This is a genomic window from Clavibacter rahimiani, assembly GCF_052654495.1.
Window position 1 is genome coordinate 2,813,212 of sequence record NZ_CP199790.1, and the last position, 16,715, is coordinate 2,829,926.

Annotated in this window: 18 protein-coding genes; 1 reads left to right on the forward strand and 17 read right to left on the reverse strand. The window is 73.2% G+C overall.

Annotated features, from left to right (window positions below; all coding sequences use genetic code 11):
* Positions 1–110 precede the first annotated feature (110 nt).
* From tsaD to glmS, 6 genes are read right to left on the reverse strand one after another with little or no spacing between them, the layout of a single operon-like run.
* A complete protein-coding gene (gene tsaD / locus ACT7CP_RS13270; RefSeq protein WP_445442579.1) occupies positions 111–1,724 on the reverse strand; it encodes a tRNA (adenosine(37)-N6)-threonylcarbamoyltransferase complex transferase subunit TsaD in 1,614 nt (537 codons plus the stop codon).
* Positions 1,721–2,338, reverse strand: coding sequence for a tRNA (adenosine(37)-N6)-threonylcarbamoyltransferase complex dimerization subunit type 1 TsaB (gene tsaB / locus ACT7CP_RS13275; RefSeq protein WP_445442580.1), 618 nt, complete (start codon positions 2,336–2,338; stop codon positions 1,721–1,723). The genes tsaD and tsaB overlap by 4 nt, the downstream gene beginning before the upstream one ends.
* A 9-nt stretch (positions 2,339–2,347) precedes the next feature.
* A complete protein-coding gene (alr, locus tag ACT7CP_RS13280) occupies positions 2,348–4,105 on the reverse strand; it encodes an alanine racemase (protein WP_445442581.1) in 1,758 nt (585 codons plus the stop codon).
* The gene (gene alr / locus ACT7CP_RS13285) at positions 4,102–5,259 is read right to left on the reverse strand and encodes an alanine racemase (RefSeq protein WP_445442582.1); all 1,158 of its coding nucleotides are present in this window, start codon (positions 5,257–5,259) and stop codon (positions 4,102–4,104) included. Before alr (ACT7CP_RS13285) ends, alr (ACT7CP_RS13280) begins: the two co-directional genes overlap by 4 nt.
* Positions 5,256–5,615, reverse strand: coding sequence for a holo-ACP synthase (locus tag ACT7CP_RS13290; RefSeq protein WP_445442583.1), 360 nt, complete (start codon positions 5,613–5,615; stop codon positions 5,256–5,258). Before ACT7CP_RS13290 ends, alr (ACT7CP_RS13285) begins: the two co-directional genes overlap by 4 nt.
* Before the next feature lie 10 nt (positions 5,616–5,625).
* Positions 5,626–7,476 carry a glutamine--fructose-6-phosphate transaminase (isomerizing) gene (gene glmS / locus ACT7CP_RS13295; RefSeq protein ID WP_413961511.1) on the reverse strand — a complete coding sequence of 617 codons (1,851 nt, stop codon included), beginning with the start codon at positions 7,474–7,476 and terminating at the stop codon, positions 5,626–5,628.
* A gap of 169 nt (positions 7,477–7,645) precedes the next feature.
* Here glmS and coaA point away from each other — a divergent pair, with 169 nt between their 5' ends.
* The gene (gene coaA, locus ACT7CP_RS13300; RefSeq protein ID WP_445442584.1) at positions 7,646–8,605 is read left to right on the forward strand and encodes a type I pantothenate kinase; all 960 of its coding nucleotides are present in this window, start codon (positions 7,646–7,648) and stop codon (positions 8,603–8,605) included.
* A 69-nt stretch (positions 8,606–8,674) separates the two neighbouring features.
* Here coaA and glmM read toward each other — a convergent pair whose 3' ends face one another.
* The 11 genes from glmM to infA all read right to left on the reverse strand — a co-directional run bounded on the left by glmM (position 8,675) and on the right by infA (position 16,552).
* Complete coding sequence (gene glmM, locus ACT7CP_RS13305; RefSeq protein ID WP_445442585.1) at positions 8,675–10,024, reverse strand: phosphoglucosamine mutase; 1,350 nt, start codon at positions 10,022–10,024, stop codon at positions 8,675–8,677.
* Between the two features lie 23 nt (positions 10,025–10,047).
* Entirely contained in the window at positions 10,048–10,533 is a 486-nt protein-coding gene (gene rpsI / locus ACT7CP_RS13310; RefSeq protein WP_043668864.1) for a 30S ribosomal protein S9, read from the reverse strand.
* A 50-nt stretch (positions 10,534–10,583) separates the two neighbouring features.
* Positions 10,584–11,030 (reverse strand): 50S ribosomal protein L13, encoded by a 447-nt coding sequence (rplM, locus tag ACT7CP_RS13315; RefSeq protein ID WP_043668861.1) that lies wholly within the window; start codon positions 11,028–11,030, stop codon positions 10,584–10,586.
* Positions 11,031–11,181: 151 nt separating this feature from the next.
* On the reverse strand, positions 11,182–12,171 hold the full coding sequence (gene truA, locus ACT7CP_RS13320) for a tRNA pseudouridine(38-40) synthase TruA (protein WP_445442586.1): 990 nt from the start codon (positions 12,169–12,171) through the stop codon (positions 11,182–11,184).
* Between the two features lie 30 nt (positions 12,172–12,201).
* Positions 12,202–13,293 carry a GNAT family N-acetyltransferase gene (locus ACT7CP_RS13325; RefSeq protein WP_445442587.1) on the reverse strand — a complete coding sequence of 364 codons (1,092 nt, stop codon included), beginning with the start codon at positions 13,291–13,293 and terminating at the stop codon, positions 12,202–12,204.
* A gap of 100 nt (positions 13,294–13,393) precedes the next feature.
* Positions 13,394–13,963, reverse strand: coding sequence for a 50S ribosomal protein L17 (gene rplQ / locus ACT7CP_RS13330; RefSeq protein WP_445442588.1), 570 nt, complete (start codon positions 13,961–13,963; stop codon positions 13,394–13,396).
* A 51-nt stretch (positions 13,964–14,014) separates the two neighbouring features.
* Entirely contained in the window at positions 14,015–15,010 is a 996-nt protein-coding gene (locus ACT7CP_RS13335; protein ID WP_043668849.1) for a DNA-directed RNA polymerase subunit alpha, read from the reverse strand.
* Positions 15,011–15,172: 162 nt separating this feature from the next.
* Positions 15,173–15,571 carry a 30S ribosomal protein S11 gene (rpsK, locus tag ACT7CP_RS13340; RefSeq protein WP_012039274.1) on the reverse strand — a complete coding sequence of 133 codons (399 nt, stop codon included), beginning with the start codon at positions 15,569–15,571 and terminating at the stop codon, positions 15,173–15,175.
* Between the two features lie 45 nt (positions 15,572–15,616).
* The gene (gene rpsM / locus ACT7CP_RS13345; RefSeq protein ID WP_015491172.1) at positions 15,617–15,991 is read right to left on the reverse strand and encodes a 30S ribosomal protein S13; all 375 of its coding nucleotides are present in this window, start codon (positions 15,989–15,991) and stop codon (positions 15,617–15,619) included.
* A gap of 155 nt (positions 15,992–16,146) precedes the next feature.
* Positions 16,147–16,260 (reverse strand): 50S ribosomal protein L36, encoded by a 114-nt coding sequence (gene rpmJ / locus ACT7CP_RS13350; RefSeq protein WP_043668846.1) that lies wholly within the window; start codon positions 16,258–16,260, stop codon positions 16,147–16,149.
* 70 nt (positions 16,261–16,330) lie between these two features.
* Complete coding sequence (infA, locus tag ACT7CP_RS13355; RefSeq protein ID WP_012039277.1) at positions 16,331–16,552, reverse strand: translation initiation factor IF-1; 222 nt, start codon at positions 16,550–16,552, stop codon at positions 16,331–16,333.
* Between the last annotated feature and the right edge of the window lie 163 nt (positions 16,553–16,715).

A 16,715-nucleotide genomic window follows, 5' to 3' on the forward strand; every position in this document is an offset into this window, starting at 1 on the left:
TCGTTCCTTTCGTCCCTGGGAACATACCGTGATGCGGGGCCCGGATTCAGCGGCACGCGGAAATGCCCCGGACGGGGGTCCCGCCCGCGGCGACGCGGGGACGGGGGCGGTCAGACCTGGACGACGGTGACCGGCAGGGTCGAGTCGGCGCCGAACGCGAGGCCCGACGGCGCACGGCCGGACACGATGAGGCGGGCGCCGAGCGCCGCGATCATCGCGCCGTTGTCCGTGCAGAGCGACAGGGGCGGGATCCGCAGCTCGATGCCCGCGGCCGCGCACCGCTCCGCGGCGAGCTCGCGCACCCGCGCGTTCGCGACGACGCCGCCGCCGAGCAGGAGGCGCGGCACGCCGTGGTCGACGCACGCGGCGACGGCCTTGGTGAGCAGCACGTCGACGACGGCCTCGCGGAAGCTCGCGGCGACGTCCGCCACGGGGACGGGCTCGCCGGCGTCCTGACGCTTCTCCACCCAGCGGGCGACCGCGGTCTTGAGGCCGGAGAAGGAGAAGTCGTAGCGGTGGCGCTCCATGTCCTTCGAGAGGCTGAGGCCGCGGGGGAAGCGGATCGCCTTCGGGTCGCCGCCGGCCGCGACCCGGTCGATGTGCGGGCCGCCGGGGTACGGCAGGCCGAGCACGCGCGCGACCTTGTCGAAGGCCTCGCCCGCGGCGTCGTCGATGGTCTCGCCGAGGAGCTCGACGTCGTCGACGAGGTCGCGCACGAGCAGCAGGGAGGTGTGGCCGCCGGAGACGAGGAGCGCGATGCTCGGGGTCTCGAGCGGGCGGCCGGGACCGCCGTCGACGCTGAGGAGGTCCGCCCCGACGTGCCCCACGAGGTGGTTCACGCCGTGCAGCGGGACGTCGAGGGCCACGGCGAGCGCCTTGGCCGCGCCGACGCCCACCATGAGCGCGCCGGAGAGGCCGGGGCCCGCGGTGACGGCCACGGCGTCGAGGTCACGGAGGGCGACGCCGGCCTCGGCGAGCGCGGCGTCGATGGCGGGGGTCAGGGCCTCGAGGTGCGCGCGGGCGGCGACCTCGGGCACGACGCCCCCGTAGCGCGCGTGCTCCTCCATGGAGCTGGAAATCACGTTGGCGAGGAGCGTCTGGCCGCGGACGATGCCGATGCCGGTCTCGTCGCAGGAGGTCTCGATCCCGAGGACGAGGGGGCCGGCGTCCGCGTCCGCGCGCTCCGGAGCGTCGGGGTCCGGGTCGACGTCCGCGGGGCCGACCGGGCGCGGTGCGTCGCGCGGGTCGACGACCTCGGGCGGCGCCTCCCCCAGGGCGACGCGCATCACCACGGCGTCGACGTCGTCCGGCTGGTAGTAGTGCGGGCGGACCGCGATGGCCTCGAAGCCGAGCGAGGAGTACAGGGCCTGCGCCACCGGGTTGTCGTCGCGGACCTCGAGCAGCACCTCCCGGGCGCCGCGGGCGTGCGCCTCCGCGACGAGCCGCGTGAGGAGGGCCCGGCCGATGCCGCGGCCCCGGCTCCCGTCGGCGACCGCGATGGTCTGCACGTCGGCGGTGTGCGCCCCGCGCGGGCAGGAGAGGCCGGCGTAGCCGAGGATCCGGCCGTCGGCCTCGTCGACCGCGACGACGTACCAGCCGTGACGGGTCGTGAGCTCGCCGCGCATGGCGTCGGGCGACCAGGCGTCGCTGACGAACGTGGTCGTCTCCAGGTGCATGAGCGGCCCGAGGTCGTCGAGCTCCGCCGGGCGGAACAGGACGCTCACGCCGTCACCCGCTTCGGTCCGGCGGACACGGTGACGTCGGGCGAGCGGAGGTACAGCGCCTCGTCGGCCGCGAACGGGAGGTCGAGCTCGTCCATGCGGCGGGCGACCTGCGCGAGGGAGGCCGCGCGGACGGCGGTGGCGTCGAGGCGGTGGTCGGCGGGTGGCACGTCGTCCGGTCTGCTGAGGCCGGGGCCGGCCGTGCGCTCGGCGACGCCGCCCGGCTCGGGGGCGCGGTACACGGACCAGTACAGCTCGCGGCGGCGCGCGTCGGTGACGACCACCAGGGATCCGGTGCCGCCCGCCGCGTAGTGGTCGTGGGCCAGGGCGTCGTGGCTGACCACGGGGATCACCCGGACGTCGAGGCCGGTCGCGAGGACCCGGGCCGCCGCGATGCCGACGCGGAGGCCGGTGAACGGGCCGGGGCCCATGCCCGCGACGACGGCGCGGATGTCGCAGCGCTCGACGCCGGACGCGGTGAGGCACTCCTCGAGGAGCGTGCCGATGACCTCGGCGTGCCGCATCGTGTCGGCCTCCTGGCGCTCCGCGAGGACGCGGCCGTCGGGGTCGATGACGGCGACGCCCGTGCCGGCGGAGGTGTCGATCGCGAGGAGCACTGGACGAGTCTAGGCGCGGGGGCGCGCGCGGAGGCGGCGGACGCGGACCGCGCGGGGCTCCTCGGGGGCGGCGTCCGGATCCGCGGGGTCGTCGGCCTCGTCGCCGGGCTCCGGATCCGCGTCCCCCGCGCCCGTCGGCCGAGCGATGGCGAGGTCCCACCACTCGTCCGCGACGCCGTCGAGCTTGCCCTGGCCCCACTCGACGACGACGACGGACCGGGCGAAGTCGATGTCGAGGTCGTCGAGCTCGCGGGCGTCGGCGAGCCGGTACGCGTCGACGTGCACGAGCGGCGGGCCGTCGACGAGGCTCGGGTGGGTGCGCGCGAGCACGAAGGTGGGGCTCGTGACGGGTCCGCGGACGCCGAGGCCGTCGCCGAGCCCGCGCGTGAACGTGGTCTTGCCGGCGCCGAGCGGGCCGGAGAGCACGACGAGGTCGCCCGCGCCGAGCTCGCGGGCGAAGGCGCGGCCGAGCGCCTCCATGTCGTCGGTGGTGGCGACGGGGACGAGCTCGTCGGAGAGGACCTCGTCGGCGGCGGCGGCCTCGGCGGCGGCGGCCTCGTCGGCGATCGCGTGCTCGTGCAGGTGGATCCGGTCGACCCGCGGTCCCACGCGCGTGACGATCTCGTCGCCGATCGTCTCGGCCCAGCCGGCCCACTCCTCCGCGGTGGGCTCGCCGCGGTCGCCCGGCCCGAGGATCACGGCGGTGTCGCCGACCTCGACGGGCAGGTCGCCGACGTCGAGCACGAGCTGGTCCATGGCGATGCGGCCGGCGACCGGGAAGCGGCGGCCGTTCAGCAGCACGGAGGCGCGGGGGCCGGCGATGCGCGGGATCCCGTCGGCGTAGCCCAGCGGCACGAGCGCGAGCGTCGACGGACCGGCCGTGCGGTGGTCGAGGCCGTACGAGACGCCGTGCCCCGCCGCGACGCGCTTCACCGAGACGACGTCGGCCTCGAGCGTCATGGCGGGGACGAGCCCGAGGTCGCGGCCGGAGCGGTCGTCGAACGGGGAGATGCCGTAGACGGCGATGCCGAAGCGCACCATGTCGAAGCGCGCGGCGGGCAGGCGGATCCCCGCCGAGCTCGCGGCGAGGTGCTTCTCGACCGGACGCGCGCCCAGCTCCTCGGCCACGCGGACGGCCTCGTGGAAGCGGGCGAGCGCGGCGTCGTCGTCCTCGGGCGAGGCGTCGGCGAGGTGCGACCAGAGCGCGTGCAGGGTCAGCTCCCCCGCGGCGTCGGCGGCGACCGCGGCGCGCACGAGATCCGGCCACATCTCCGGGGTCGCGCCGTTGCGGCTGAGGCCCGTGTCGGCCTTGAGGTGCACGCGGGCGCGGATCCCCGTGGCCCGGCCCGCGGCGGCGATGCGCTCCAGCTCCCACAGCGCCGAGACCCCGAGGTCGATGCCCTCCTCGACGGCCGTGCGGAAGTCGGTGTCGACGCCGTGCAGCCAGGCGAGGAGGCGGGCCTCGACGCCGGCGCGGCGGAGCTCGACCGCGGACGCGACGTCGAGCACCGCGAGGCTCTCGGCGCCGGCCTCGAGGGCGGCGCGGGCGACCTGCAGGGCGCCGTGGCCGTAGGCGTCGGCCTTGACCGCGACCATCGTGCGGGCGGGTGCCGCGAGCGCGGCGAGCGTGCGGACGTTGTGCCGGATCGCGTCGAGGTCGACGACGGCGCGGCGGCCGGGCGCGACGGGCGCCGGTGCGGCGGCCGCGGATCCGGCGGGAGCGGAGGCGGACGCGGCCGGGTCGGCGGCGTGGGCGGGACCGGTCATGGGGCGTGCCTCCGGGTCACGCGGCCGGCGACGCGCGTGACGATCTCGTAGCCGATGGTGCCGGTCGCCTCGGCCCACTCCTCCACCGAGGGCGCGCCGGTCGCGGGATCCCCGAAGAGGACGGCGTCGTCGCCCACCGCGACCGGGCGGCCGTCGACCGCGCCGTCGCCCACGTCGACCACGAACTGGTCCATCGCGATCCGGCCGCTCACCCGGAAGCGCGCGCCGTGGATCGCGACGGGGGCGCGGTTGCTCGCGAGCCGCGGCACGCCGTCGGCGAAGCCCAGCGAGACGAGCGCGAGGGTCGTGGCGCGGGTGGTGCGGTACGTGTAGCCGTAGGAGACGCCGGTGTCGGCGGGCACGCGCTTGACCGCGACGACGCTGCCGACGAGGGTCATCGCCGGCACGAGGCCGAGGTCGGCGGACGTGACGCCGTCGAGCGGCGAGATCCCGTAGATCCCGATGCCGAGGCGCACCATGTCGAGGCGGGCCTCCGGCACGCGCAGGGCGCCGGCGGTCGCGGCCAGATGGCGGATCCCGGGCTCGAGCCCCGCGGCCCGCACCACGTCGACGGCCGCGTGGAACGCGCGCACCTGCGCGGCGTCCTCGTCCGGTCCGGCGTTGGCGAGGTGGCTGAAGACGCCGCCGAGGCGGATCGTTCCCGCCGTGACGAGGGCGGCCACCTCGGCGACCACGCCCGGCCACTCCGCCGGCGTGACGCCGTTGCGGCCGAGGCCGGTGTCGACCTTGAGGTGGACGTCGGCGGGCTGGCCGACGCGGCGCGCGGCCTCCGCCGCCTCGCGCACCTGGCGGAGGCTGTTGAGGCCGAGGTCGATCCCGTGCGCGATGGCGGTGCCGAAGTCGGCGCCGGGCGCGTGCATCCAGGTGAGGATCGGCGCCTCGACGCCCGCGGCCCGCAGCGCGAGCGCCTCGCGGATGTCGACCACGCCGAGACGATCGGCCCCGCCGGCCAGCGCCGCGCGCGCGGAGGCGACCGCGCCGTGCCCGTAGCCGTCGGCCTTGACGACCGCCATCACGAGCGGCGCGCCCGTGGCGGCCCGGAGGGTGCGGACGTTGGCGGAGATGGCGCCCGTGTCGATGCGCGCCTCGCGGCGGAGGGCGGCGGGCAGCTGGACGGTCGCCTCGTCGGTCATGCGCCCTCCCCCTCGGTGACCACGAACGCGGTCGCGAGCCCCGCGTCGTGGCTCATGCTCAGGTGGATCCGCGTCACGCCGCGCTCGGCCGCGACCGCCGCCACGGCCCCGCGCACCACGAGCGACGGGTCGCCGTGCGCATCCCGGACGACCTCCATGTCCTGCCAGCTGATGCCCCCGGGGCCGCCGAGCGCCTTGATCAGGGCCTCCTTCGCGGCGAACCGCGCCGCGAGCGAACGCGCGGGCAGGGTGCGCTCGGCCGGCGCGAACAGGCGCGGCACGAGGCCCGGCGTCCGCTCGGCGCTCCGGGCGAAGCGCGCCACGTCGACCACGTCGACGCCGATGCCCCTGATCACACGCGCTCGGTCACTCGACGGTGACGGACTTCGCGAGGTTGCGCGGCTGGTCGACGTCGAGGCCCTTGGCCGCCGCGAGCTCCATGGCGAAGATCTGCAGCGGCGTGACGGCGAGCAGCGGCTCGAACAGCGGCGCGGCGAGCGGGATCGGGATGACCTCGTCCGCGTGCGGCAGCACGAACGCGTCGCCCTGCTCGGCGATCGCGATGACCCGGGCGCCGCGCGCGCGGATCTCCTCGATGTTGGAGATGACCTTCTTGTGCAGCGCGAGCTGGTGCACGGGGCTCGGCACGATGACGAAGACGGGCTGGCCGGGCTCGATGAGCGCGATGGGCCCGTGCTTGAGCTCGCCCGCGGCGAAGCCCTCCGCGTGGATGTAGGCGAGCTCCTTGAGCTTCAGCGCGCCCTCGAGCGCGACCGGGAAGCCGACGTTGCGGCCGAGGAAGAGCACCGCGCGGGTGTCGGCCATCCACTTGGCGAGCTGGCTGATCTTCTCGCCCTGCGCCACGACGGCGGCGAGCTTCTCGGGCACCGCGAGCAGCTCCTCGGTGTTCGCGACGATCTCGTCGGCCGACAGCGTGCCGCGGATGCGCGCCAGGTGCAGCCCGAAGAGGTACAGCGCGGCGACCTGCGCGACGAACGCCTTGGTCGAGGCGACGGCGACCTCGGGGCCCGCGTGCGTGTAGACGACGGCCTCCGACTCGCGCGGGATGGTCGCGCCCTGGGTGTTGCAGATGGAGAGGACGCGGGCGCCGGCCTCGCGGGCGTACCGGACGGCGAGGAGCGTGTCCATGGTCTCGCCGGACTGGCTGATGGAGATGACGAGCGTGGTCGCGTCGAGCACCGGGTCGCGGTAGCGGAACTCGTGGGCGAGCTCGACCTCGACGGGCACGCGCGCCCACTTCTCGATGGCGTACTTGCCGAGGATCCCGGAGTACGCGGCCGTGCCGCAGGCGACGATGACGATGCGCGAGATGTCGGCGAGGTCGACCTCGCCGATCGCGTCGAGGTCGGGCAGCACGACGACGCCGTCGACGATGCGGCCGCGCAGCGTGTTCGCCACGGCGTCCGGGCCCTCGCTGATCTCCTTCGCCATGAAGCTCGACCAGCCGCCCTTCTCGGACGCGGAGGCGTCCCAGGCGATCTCGAACTCGTGCGTCTCGACGGGCGCGCCGTGGAAGTCGGTGACGGTGACCGAGTCGGGGCGGATGGCGACCATCTGGTCCTGGCCGATGGCGACCGCGCGACGCGTGAACTCCACGAACGCGGCGACGTCGGATCCGAGGAAGTTCTCGCCGTCGCCGAGGCCGATGACGAGCGGGGAGTTGCGGCGGGCGCCGACCACGAGGCCGGGCTGGTCGCGGTGCACCGCGAGGAGCGTGAAGGCGCCCTCGAGGCGGCTCACCGTGTTGCGGAACGCCTGCTCGAGGTCCTGCGTGACGGCGTACTCGCGGCCGAGGAGGCGGGCGGCGACCTCGGTGTCGGTGTCGCTGTCGAACGAGTAGCCGTCCGCGAGGAGGTCGTCCTTGAGCTCCGCGAAGTTCTCGATGATGCCGTTGTGGATGAGGGCGAGCTTGCCGTCGTCGCCGAGGTGCGGGTGCGCGTTGCGGTCGGTGGGACCGCCGTGCGTGGCCCAGCGGGTGTGGCCGATGCCGGTGGATCCGTTCGGCAGCGGCGACGCCTCGAGGTCCTCGAGCAGGCGGTCGAGCTTGCCGGCGCGCTTGCGGACGCCGAGCGTCCCGTCCTCGTCGAGCACCGCGACGCCCGCGGAGTCGTATCCCCGGTACTCCAGCCTCCGCAGTCCCCCGAGGAGGACCTCGAGGCTCTTGGACTCACCGACGTATCCCACGATTCCGCACATGGGGCACCACTTTAGCCGCCCGCGCAGGGCTTCCCCTGCGCGCCCGGCCCGGCGGCGCGCCCCGCCCGCGCGGCGCCGTGCCGCAGCCCTGTCGCGGCACGACGCGAGCGCGCGACGGCACCCGCGCGGCACCGGTCGCCCGTCGGCCCCGCCGTAGGATGGGGACGCCATGGCAGACACCGCGACGGGACACCCGACGAGCCACGGCAGCCTCTCCCCCTTCGTGGAGATCGCCCGCGCGGACTGGGCGGCGCTCGCCCCCGCGACCCACCTGCCGCTCCGGGAGACGGAGCTCGTGCAGCTGCGCGGCATCGGCGACCGGATGGACATGCGCGAGGTCGGCGACGTCTACCTCCCGCTCAGCCGACTGCTCAACCTCTACGTGTCGGGCACCAAGAAGCTGCACCGGGAGACGAGCGCCTTCCTCGGCGAGCGGGCGAAGAGCACGCCGTTCATCATCGGCGTCGCGGGATCCGTGGCCGTCGGCAAGTCGACCGTCGCCCGCCTCCTCCGCGAGATGCTCGCCCGCTGGGAGGACACCCCGCGCGTGGAGCTCGTGACCACCGACGGCTTCCTGCACCCGAACGCGGAGCTCGAGCGCCGCGGCCTCATGGAGCGCAAGGGCTTCCCGGAGTCCTACGACCGGCGCGCCCTCCTGCGGTTCGTCACGCAGGTGAAGAGCGGGGTGCCCGAGGTGCGGGCGCCGTTCTACTCGCACCTCGCGTACGACATCGTGCCGGGCGCCGAGGTGGTGGTCCGGCAGCCGGACGTGCTCATCATCGAGGGCCTCAACGTGCTGCAGCCGGCGGCGTCCGGCGCGAAGCTCGCCGTCAGCGACCTCTTCGACTTCTCGATCTACGTCGACGCCCGCACGCAGGACATCGCCCAGTGGTACGAGGAGCGGTTCCTGAGCCTGCAGCAGGGCGCCTTCAGCAACCCGCGCTCCTACTTCCACCGCTACGCCGACCTCAGCCGCGACCAGGCGGTGGCGCGCGCCCGGCGGATCTGGTCGAGCATCAACGAGCCGAACCTCGAGCAGAACATCCGGCCGACGAGGTCGCGCGCGACGCTCGTGCTGCGGAAGGACGCGGACCACTCCGTCGCGAACGTCCTGCTGCGGAAGCTCTGACGGCTGCCGCCCCGCCCTCCTCGCGGGAGACGGGACGGACGCGGCGCGCGGCGGGATCCCGGGGCGCGGCTAGATCGCGAGGCGCTGGGTCACGAGCGCGGCCAGCTCCTGCGCGTGCCGCTCGGCGGTCGCCTGGTCGGCGGCCTCCACCATCACGCGGATCATCGGCTCGGTGCCCGACGCGCGCATGAGGATGCGGCCGGTGTCGCCCAGCTCCGCCTCGGCGCGCGCGACGGCGCCGTTCAGCTCCGCGTCGTCGCCGACGCGCTCGCGGTCGACGCCGCGGACGTTGATCATCACCTGCGGGTACACGGTCATGACCGAGGCGAGCTCCTGGAGGCTCCTGCCGGTCGCCGCCATCTCGCCGAGCAGCTGGATCCCCGTGAGGATCCCGTCGCCGGTCGTCGCGTGCTCCGCGATGACGAGGTGCCCGGACTGCTCACCGCCGAGGGAGTAGCCGCCCTCGTTCATGGCCTCGAGCACGTAGCGGTCGCCGACGCGCGTCTGCAGCACGGTGATGTCGTTCTCGGCCATCGCGATGCGGAGGCCGAGGTTGCTCATGACGGTGGCGACGAGCGTGCGGTCGACCAGGAGGCCGCGGCGGGCCATGGAGAGCGCGAGGACGGCCATGATCTGGTCGCCGTCGATGATGGCGCCCGTGTGGTCGACGGCGAGGCAGCGGTCGGCGTCGCCGTCGTGCGCGATGCCCACGTCGGCGCCGTGCCGGAGGACGGCCTCGGCGAGCAGGTCGAGGTGCGTGGACCCGACCCGGTCGTTGATGTTCATGCCGTCGGGGTCGTTGCCGATGACGGTGACGCGGGCGCCCGCGTCGGTGAAGACCTCGGGGCTGATGCCCGCGGCGGCGCCGTGCGCGCAGTCGAGGACCACGTGGATCCCGTCGAGGCGGTGCTGCAGCGTGCCGAGCAGGTGGAGGACGTAGCGGTCCTCGGCGTCGGCGAAGCGGCGGATGCGGCCGACGTCGGCTCCCGTGGGGAGCAGGACGGGCTCGCTGAGCTGCGCCTCGATGCGGTCCTCGAGCTCGTCGGCGAGCTTCCGTCCGCCCGCGGCGAAGAACTTGATCCCGTTGTCGGGAGCGGGGTTGTGCGATGCGGAGATCATGACGCCGAAGTCGGCGTCGAAGTCCGAGATGAGGTACGCCGTGGCCGGCGTCGGGATGACCCCGGCGTCGAACACGTCGACGCCGGAGCTCGCGAGGCCGGCGGCCACGGCCGCCGCGATGAACTCGCCGGACACCCGGGGGTCCCGGGCGACGACCGCGATGGGTCGTCGCCCGGAATCCCGGGCGTCCTGGCCGAGCACGTGCGCGGCGGCCTGGGCCAGGCGCAGGGCGAGGTCCGCCGTGATGGTCTCGCCGTTGGCGAGGCCGCGGACGCCGTCCGTGCCGAAGAGCCGGGGCATGGCTGCCGGGGTACCCGAGCGCCTTAGCGCTTCGAGAACTGGGGCGCCTTGCGGGCCTTCTTGAGTCCGGCCTTCTTGCGCTCCTTGACGCGCGCGTCGCGGCTGAGGAAGCCGTTCTTCTTCAGCGTGGCGCGGTTGTTCTCCTCGTCGATCTCGTTGAGGGCGCGGGCGATGCCGAGGCGCAGGGCGCCGGCCTGGCCGGAGGGGCCACCGCCGGAGATGCGCGCGACGACGTCGTAGCTGCCGAGGAGGTCGAGGACCTTGAACGGGTCGTTGACGAGCTGCTGGTGCAGCTTGTTGGGGAAGTAGTCCGCGAACTCACGGCCGTTGACCGTGATCGAGCCGGAGCCGGGGACGAGGCGCACGCGGGCGATGGCCTGCTTGCGTCGTCCGACGGCGCCGCCGGACACGTTGAGGACCGCGCGGGGGGCCTTGGGGGCCTCCTCGTTCGGGGTCTCGGTCGAGAAGCTCTCGGGAGCCACGTCGAGGGAGTCTGAGATCTGAGCCACTGGGTTCGATTCCTTCTGAGGTCTTTGGTCGTCGCTGTCGGCAGCCGGAGCTACTGAGCGACCTGGCCGAGGGTGTACGGGGTGGGCTGCTGAGCAGCGTGGGGGTGCTCGGGGCCCGCGTAGACCTTGAGCTTCTTCAGCTGCGCCGCACCCAGCGAGTTCTTCGGCAGCATGCCGCGGATGGCCTTCTCGACCGCGCGCGTGGGGTGCTTCTCGAGCATCTCGACGTAGGTCATCGAGGAGAGGCCGCCCGGGTAGCCGGAGTGGCGGTAGGCCAGCTTCTTCTCGAGCTTCTGACCGGTCAGCGCCACCTTGTCGGCGTTGACGATGATCACGAAGTCGCCCATGTCCATGTGCTGGGCGAAGGTGGCCTTGTGCTTGCCGCGCAGGAGCGCGGCGGCGTGGCTGGCGAGACGGCCGAGGACGATGTCCGTGGCGTCGATGACGACCCAGTCGTGCTGGACCTCACTGGCCTTGGGGGAATAGGTGCGCGTCATTGATCTGACTGCCTTCTTTTCGAGGTGAGATGGTCGTGGATCCCGCTCCGTGGGCGTTCTGACGAGAACGCATCCGGTGGAGGGCTCAACCTTGTACGTCGTCGCACGCTGACGTGCAGACAACCGGTTCAGAGTACGCGATCCGAGGGGATCAGGCAATCCCGGGCGTGTCGCGGAGCCGCGCGAGGTCGCGGGCGGCCTGGTCGGCGCCCTCGCGCACGGGGTCGACCTCGTGCGATCCGCGTCGCGCGCGGGTGATCTCGTTCCGCGCCGCGAGGTCGGCGTCGGCCGGGTAGCCCACCCGCTCGAGCACGAGGCCGCGGGCGGGCATCACGGTGAACTCGCTCGTGCGCTCGCGCAGCTCCAGCAGGTCGCGGAGCCGGGCGACCGCGACGCGGCCGGACGCCGCCGCGACGCACGCCCCGACGAGCGCGCGGACCATGCTGTGGCAGAACGCGTCGGCGCGCACCACGGCCTCGAGCGCTCCGTCGGCCGTCCGCGTCCAGGTGAGCTCCTGCAGCGTGCGGATGGTGGAGGCGCCCTCCCGGGGCTTGCAGTACGCCGCGAAGTCGTGGAGGCCGAGCAGCGCGTCGGCGGCCTCCTGCAGCACAGCTGCGTCGAGCCCCACCGGGACCTCGACGGTGCGGTGCCGCTGCAGGGGGTCGCGGGGGCCGGACGCGTCGGAGATCCGGTAGCGGTACGCCCGCCAGGTGGCGGAGAAGCGCGCGTCGAAGCCGTCGGGCGCGGGGGCGCACGCCAGCACCACCACGTCGGAGCGCGCGCCGAGGACGCCGTTCAGCCGGCGGGCCAGGGCGGGAGCGGCGCGCTCCACGGAGGGCTCGTGCGGCCCCTCCCCCGCGGCGGCCTCCGCCGCGCGTCCGCGGGGCGGGCGGTCGAGTGACGCGACCTGCGCGTCCGAGAGGTCCAGGTGCGCGACCTGCCCGGTCGCGTGCACGCCCGCATCCGTGCGACCCGCGACCACCAGGGCCGGGGCGGGCGGCGTGCGGGCGAGCAGCTGCGCGAGGGCGTCCTCGAGGACGCCCTGCACCGTGCGCAGGCCGGGCTGCTTGGCCCAGCCCGCGAACCCGGTGCCGTCGTAAGCGACGTCGAGGCGGACGCGCGCGCCGCCGTCCCCGCTCACGGCGCGGAGCCGCTCATCGGGCGGATCCGCTCATCGCTCCGGGGTCGACCGCGGACGGGTCGTGCCGACCTCGCGCTCGTGCACCGCGGTGCGGCTGGCCTGCGTGAAGCCGAGGTGCTCGTAGAGGCCGAGCGCGCCCGTGGGGCTGTCGGAGTCCACGTCGAGCACCGCGCGCTGCAGGCCCTCGGCGCGGAAGCCCGCGAGCGACGCGGACAGGAGCGCCTGCGCGAGCCGGCGTCCGCGGAACTCGCGGCGCACGCCGACGAGGCCGATGTAGGCCGAGGTGTAGCCCGCGGCCTCCCAGTCGTCCGGAGACACCTCGGCCATGGCGAAGCCCGCGACGACCGCGTCCTCGTCGTCGCCCGTCACCGCGATGACGGACAGGTCGCCGCGCGCGGTCGGCAGCGACAGGAAGGCGTCCCACCGCTCGACGCTGATGGGCTCGGATCCCCAGTGGTCGCGGAACACCTCGTTCTTGGCCTGACGGGTGCGCTCCCACCACTCCCGCGTCACGGGGACGAGGCGCAGCCCCTCCGGGACGGGGACCTCGGGGAGGTCGGCGGCGAGGTCGCGGTGCATCTCGATGAAGTACCGGCTGACCGAGAAGCCGCGCGACGCGAGCAGCGCCGCGGCGCCCGCGGAGTCGGCCTGCGTCTCGGTGGTCATGCGCGTGGGCACGGGACCCTCGACGTGCTCGGCGGGCTGCGCGGTCGCGAGCTTCGCGGCGGCGCGCGCGACCTGCCACTCGAGGAGGCGCGCGCCGATGCCGGTGCGGCGGAGGTCGGGCCGGACGCCGCCCGAGATGTCGGCGCGGACGATGGACTCGTCGTCGGGCTTCACGATCGCGTGGCCCTCCGCGGCGAGGCGGCCGTCGGCGTCGACCGCGACGATCCCGTCACGCGCCACGTCGACGTAGGAGAAGCCGAGGGCCATCTCGATGTCCTCGCGCGCCGCCCGGTACTCCGGGTGGTCGGCGTCGGCGATGGCGCTCTGCAGCTCCACGAGCGCGTCGACGTCGTCCGGGGACATGGCGCGCCAGGTGATCCCGTCCGGCCCCTCGGGCAGCGGGACGGGGGCGGTGGAGGCGGGGTCGTCCGGCATGGTCGTGCTGCTGTCGGTCATCCGTCCAGGGTACCGGGGCTCCGACCCCACGGCCGGGGCGCCCGGACGCGCGAGAGCCCCCGACGCGCAGGGCGGCGGGGGCTCTCGGGTGATGCGGGTGCTACTTGTCGGACTTCTCCGCGGCGTCGGCCTCGACCTCGGCGGCGGCCTCGTCGGTCGCCTCCGCGGGGGTCGCGTCGGTGTGCTCGATGGCGTCGGTGCCCTCGACGGGCACGTCGGTCGTCTCGTCCTCGGCGGGCGCCTCGGCGACCGGGGCCGCAGCGGCCGGGGCCGTCGTGGTCGCGGTGCGCGAGGAGCGGACCTTCGGGGTCACGGGCTCGAGCACGAGCTCGATCTGCACCATGGGGGCGTTGTCGCCCTTGCGGAAGCCGAGCTTCGTGATGCGGGTGTAGCCGCCGTCACGCTCGGCGACGAGGGGCGCGATCTCCGTGAAGAGCTCGTGGACGACGCTCTTCGAGGGGATGATCCCCATGACGCGGCGACGGGCGTGCAGGTCCCCGCGCTTCGCGAAGGTGACCAGGCGCTCGGCGACTGGACGCAGGCGCTTGGCCTTCGTCTCGGTCGTCTTGATGGACTTGTGCTCGAACAGGCTCTGGGCGAGGTTCGCGAGCATGAGGCGCTCGTGCGCCGGGCCGCCTCCGAGGCGGGGACCCTTGGTGGGCTTGGGCATGGTCTATGTCTCCGTAATGGTCGAAAGGAAGTCGGGCCGAGGCCGGACGGGTCAGTTGGTGGTGGTCTCGTCCTCGTCGTAGCTGTAGTAGTGCGCGCCGTCGAAGCCGGGGACGGCGTCCTTCAGCGACAGACCCAGCTCGACCAGCTTGTCCTTGACCTCATCCACCGACTTCTGACCGAAGTTGCGGATGTTCATGAGCTGCGTCTCCGAGAGGGCGACGAGCTCGCTGACGTTGTTGATGCCCTCGCGCTTGAGGCAGTTGTACGACCGCACCGACAGGTCGAGGTCCTCGATGGGCATCGACAGCTCGGAGCTGAGGACCGCGTCGACCGGCGCGGGGCCGATCTCGATGCCCTCGGCGGCGGTGTTGAGCTCGCGCGCCAGGCCGAAGAGCTCGGTCAGCGTGCGGCCGGCCGACGCGATGGCGTCGCGCGGCGTGATGGCCGACTTGGTCTCGACGTCGACCACGAGGCGGTCGAAGTCGGTGCGCTCGCCGGCACGGGTGGCCTCGACGCGGTAGGTGACCTTGAGCACGGGCGAGTAGATCGAGTCGACCGGGATCTGGCCGGCCTCGCTGAACTCGCTGCGGTTCTGGGTCGCGGAGACGTAGCCGCGGCCGCGCTCGATCGTCAGCTCCAGCTCGAACTTCGCCTTCTCGTTGAGCGTGGCGATGACGAGCTCGGGGTTGTGGATCTCGACGCCCGCGGGAGCGGAGATGTCGGCGGCCGTGACCTGGCCCGCACCCTGCTTGCGCAGGTACGCGGTGATCGGCTCGTCGTGCTCGCTGGAGACGACGAGGCCCTTGATGTTGAGGATGATCTCGGTCACGTCCTCCTTCACGCCGGGGACGGTGCTGAACTCGTGCAGCACGCCGTCGATGCGGATGCTGGTGACGGCCGCGCCGGGGATGGACGAGAGGAGCGTGCGGCGGAGCGAGTTGCCGAGCGTGTAGCCGAAGCCGGGCTCGAGCGGCTCGATGACGAACCGCGAGCGGAACTCCGAGATCTGCTCCTCGGTGAGGGTGGGGCGCTGCGCAATGAGCACTGTGTTGTTTCCTTTCGGCGAGGCGTCCGCTATATGACGCCTGCGATGCCCCCCGGATGGCGGCCCGGGCGGGTGGTGGATTGGTCGATCGGACACACGGCGGATCGGCCGACGCCGTCCCCCTCCTTGCGGAGCGGGACGGCAGCGGCCGATCAGCGCGAGCTAGACGCGGCGGCGCTTGGGCGGGCGGCAGCCGTTGTGCGCCTGCGGGGTGACGTCGTTGATCGAGCCCACCTCGAGGCCGGCGGCCTGGAGCGAGCGGATCGCGGTCTCACGGCCGGAGCCGGGTCCCTTGACGAACACGTCGACCTTCTTCATGCCGTGCTCCTGCGCCTGGCGGGCGGCCGACTCGGCGGCGAGCTGCGCGGCGAACGGCGTCGACTTGCGCGAGCCGTTGTAGCCGACGACGCCCGAGGACGCCCAGCTGATGACGGCGCCGGTCGGGTCGGTGATCGACACGATCGTGTTGTTGAAGGTGCTCTTGATGTGGGCCTGGCCCACGGCGATGTTCTTCTTGTCCTTGCGGCGCGGCTTGCGAACAGCCGACTTGGGTGCTGCCATGGAATTCTCCTGTGTCTACGGGTGGCGAGGGCGCTGGCCGATGGCCTAGCGCGCCTTCTTCTTGCCGGCTACGGTGCGCTTCGGGCCCTTGCGGGTGCGAGCGTTGGTCTTCGTGCGCTGCCCGTGGACAGGGAGGCCGCGGCGGTGGCGGATGCCCTCGTAGCTGCCGATCTCGACCTTGCGGCGGATGTCGGCGGCGACCTCGCGACGGAGGTCGCCCTCCACCTTGAAGTTCCCGTCGATGTAGTCGCGCAGGGCGATGAGCTGGTCGTCGCTCAGGTCCTTGACGCGGATGTTCTTGTCGATGCCGGTGTCTTCGAGGGTCTTGACGCTCGAGGTGCGGCCGACGCCGTAGATGTACGTGAGTGCGATCTCGACGCGCTTGTCGCGCGGGAGGTCGACGCCTGCTAGACGTGCCATTGAGGCTTCTCCTGGTGATGAGTGGAGGTCTGCAGCAGCGCCTGTGCACCGGCCTCCGACCGATGGTGTCCCCCGGACCCTCGCGGGTCCCGGCTTCCGGCGTTGCTGTCGTTCTTCTTATGGGTGGTGCGGGTGGTGCCGTGCGATGGGTCTGATCAGCCCTGGCGCTGCTTGTGGCGCGGGTTCTCGCAGATGACCATCACGTTGCCGCTGCGTCGGATGACCTTGCACTTCTCGCAGATCGGCTTGACGCTCGGGTTGACCTTCATGACGCTTCCTTATGTGTTCTTCGCTGGCCTCGTACCCCGCGGCTGCGGGGCCGTTCCTTGTGCAGCAGGCCTACTTGTAGCGGTAGACGATCCGGCCGCGCGTGAGGTCGTACGGGCTCAGCTCCACGATCACGCGGTCCTCGGGGAGGATGCGGATGTAGTGCTGACGCATCTTGCCCGAGATGTGGGCGAGGACCTTGTGCCCGTTGCTCAGCTCAACGCGGAACATCGCGTTCGGCAGAGCTTCGACAACTCCGCCTTCGATCTCGATGACGCCGTCTTTCTTGGCCATATACTCACTGTCGCTAGAGGTGGTGTCTGCTGGTCGTGCGGTTGCGCATCAGGTGGAGCGCGCGTGGTGCCGATGGCACGCCGGGAGGCGGCCGAGCACCAAGGGTCGAGAGTACGGCATACCCGGGCGTGTCGCAATTCTTCCCGCGTGTCGCGGCCGGATC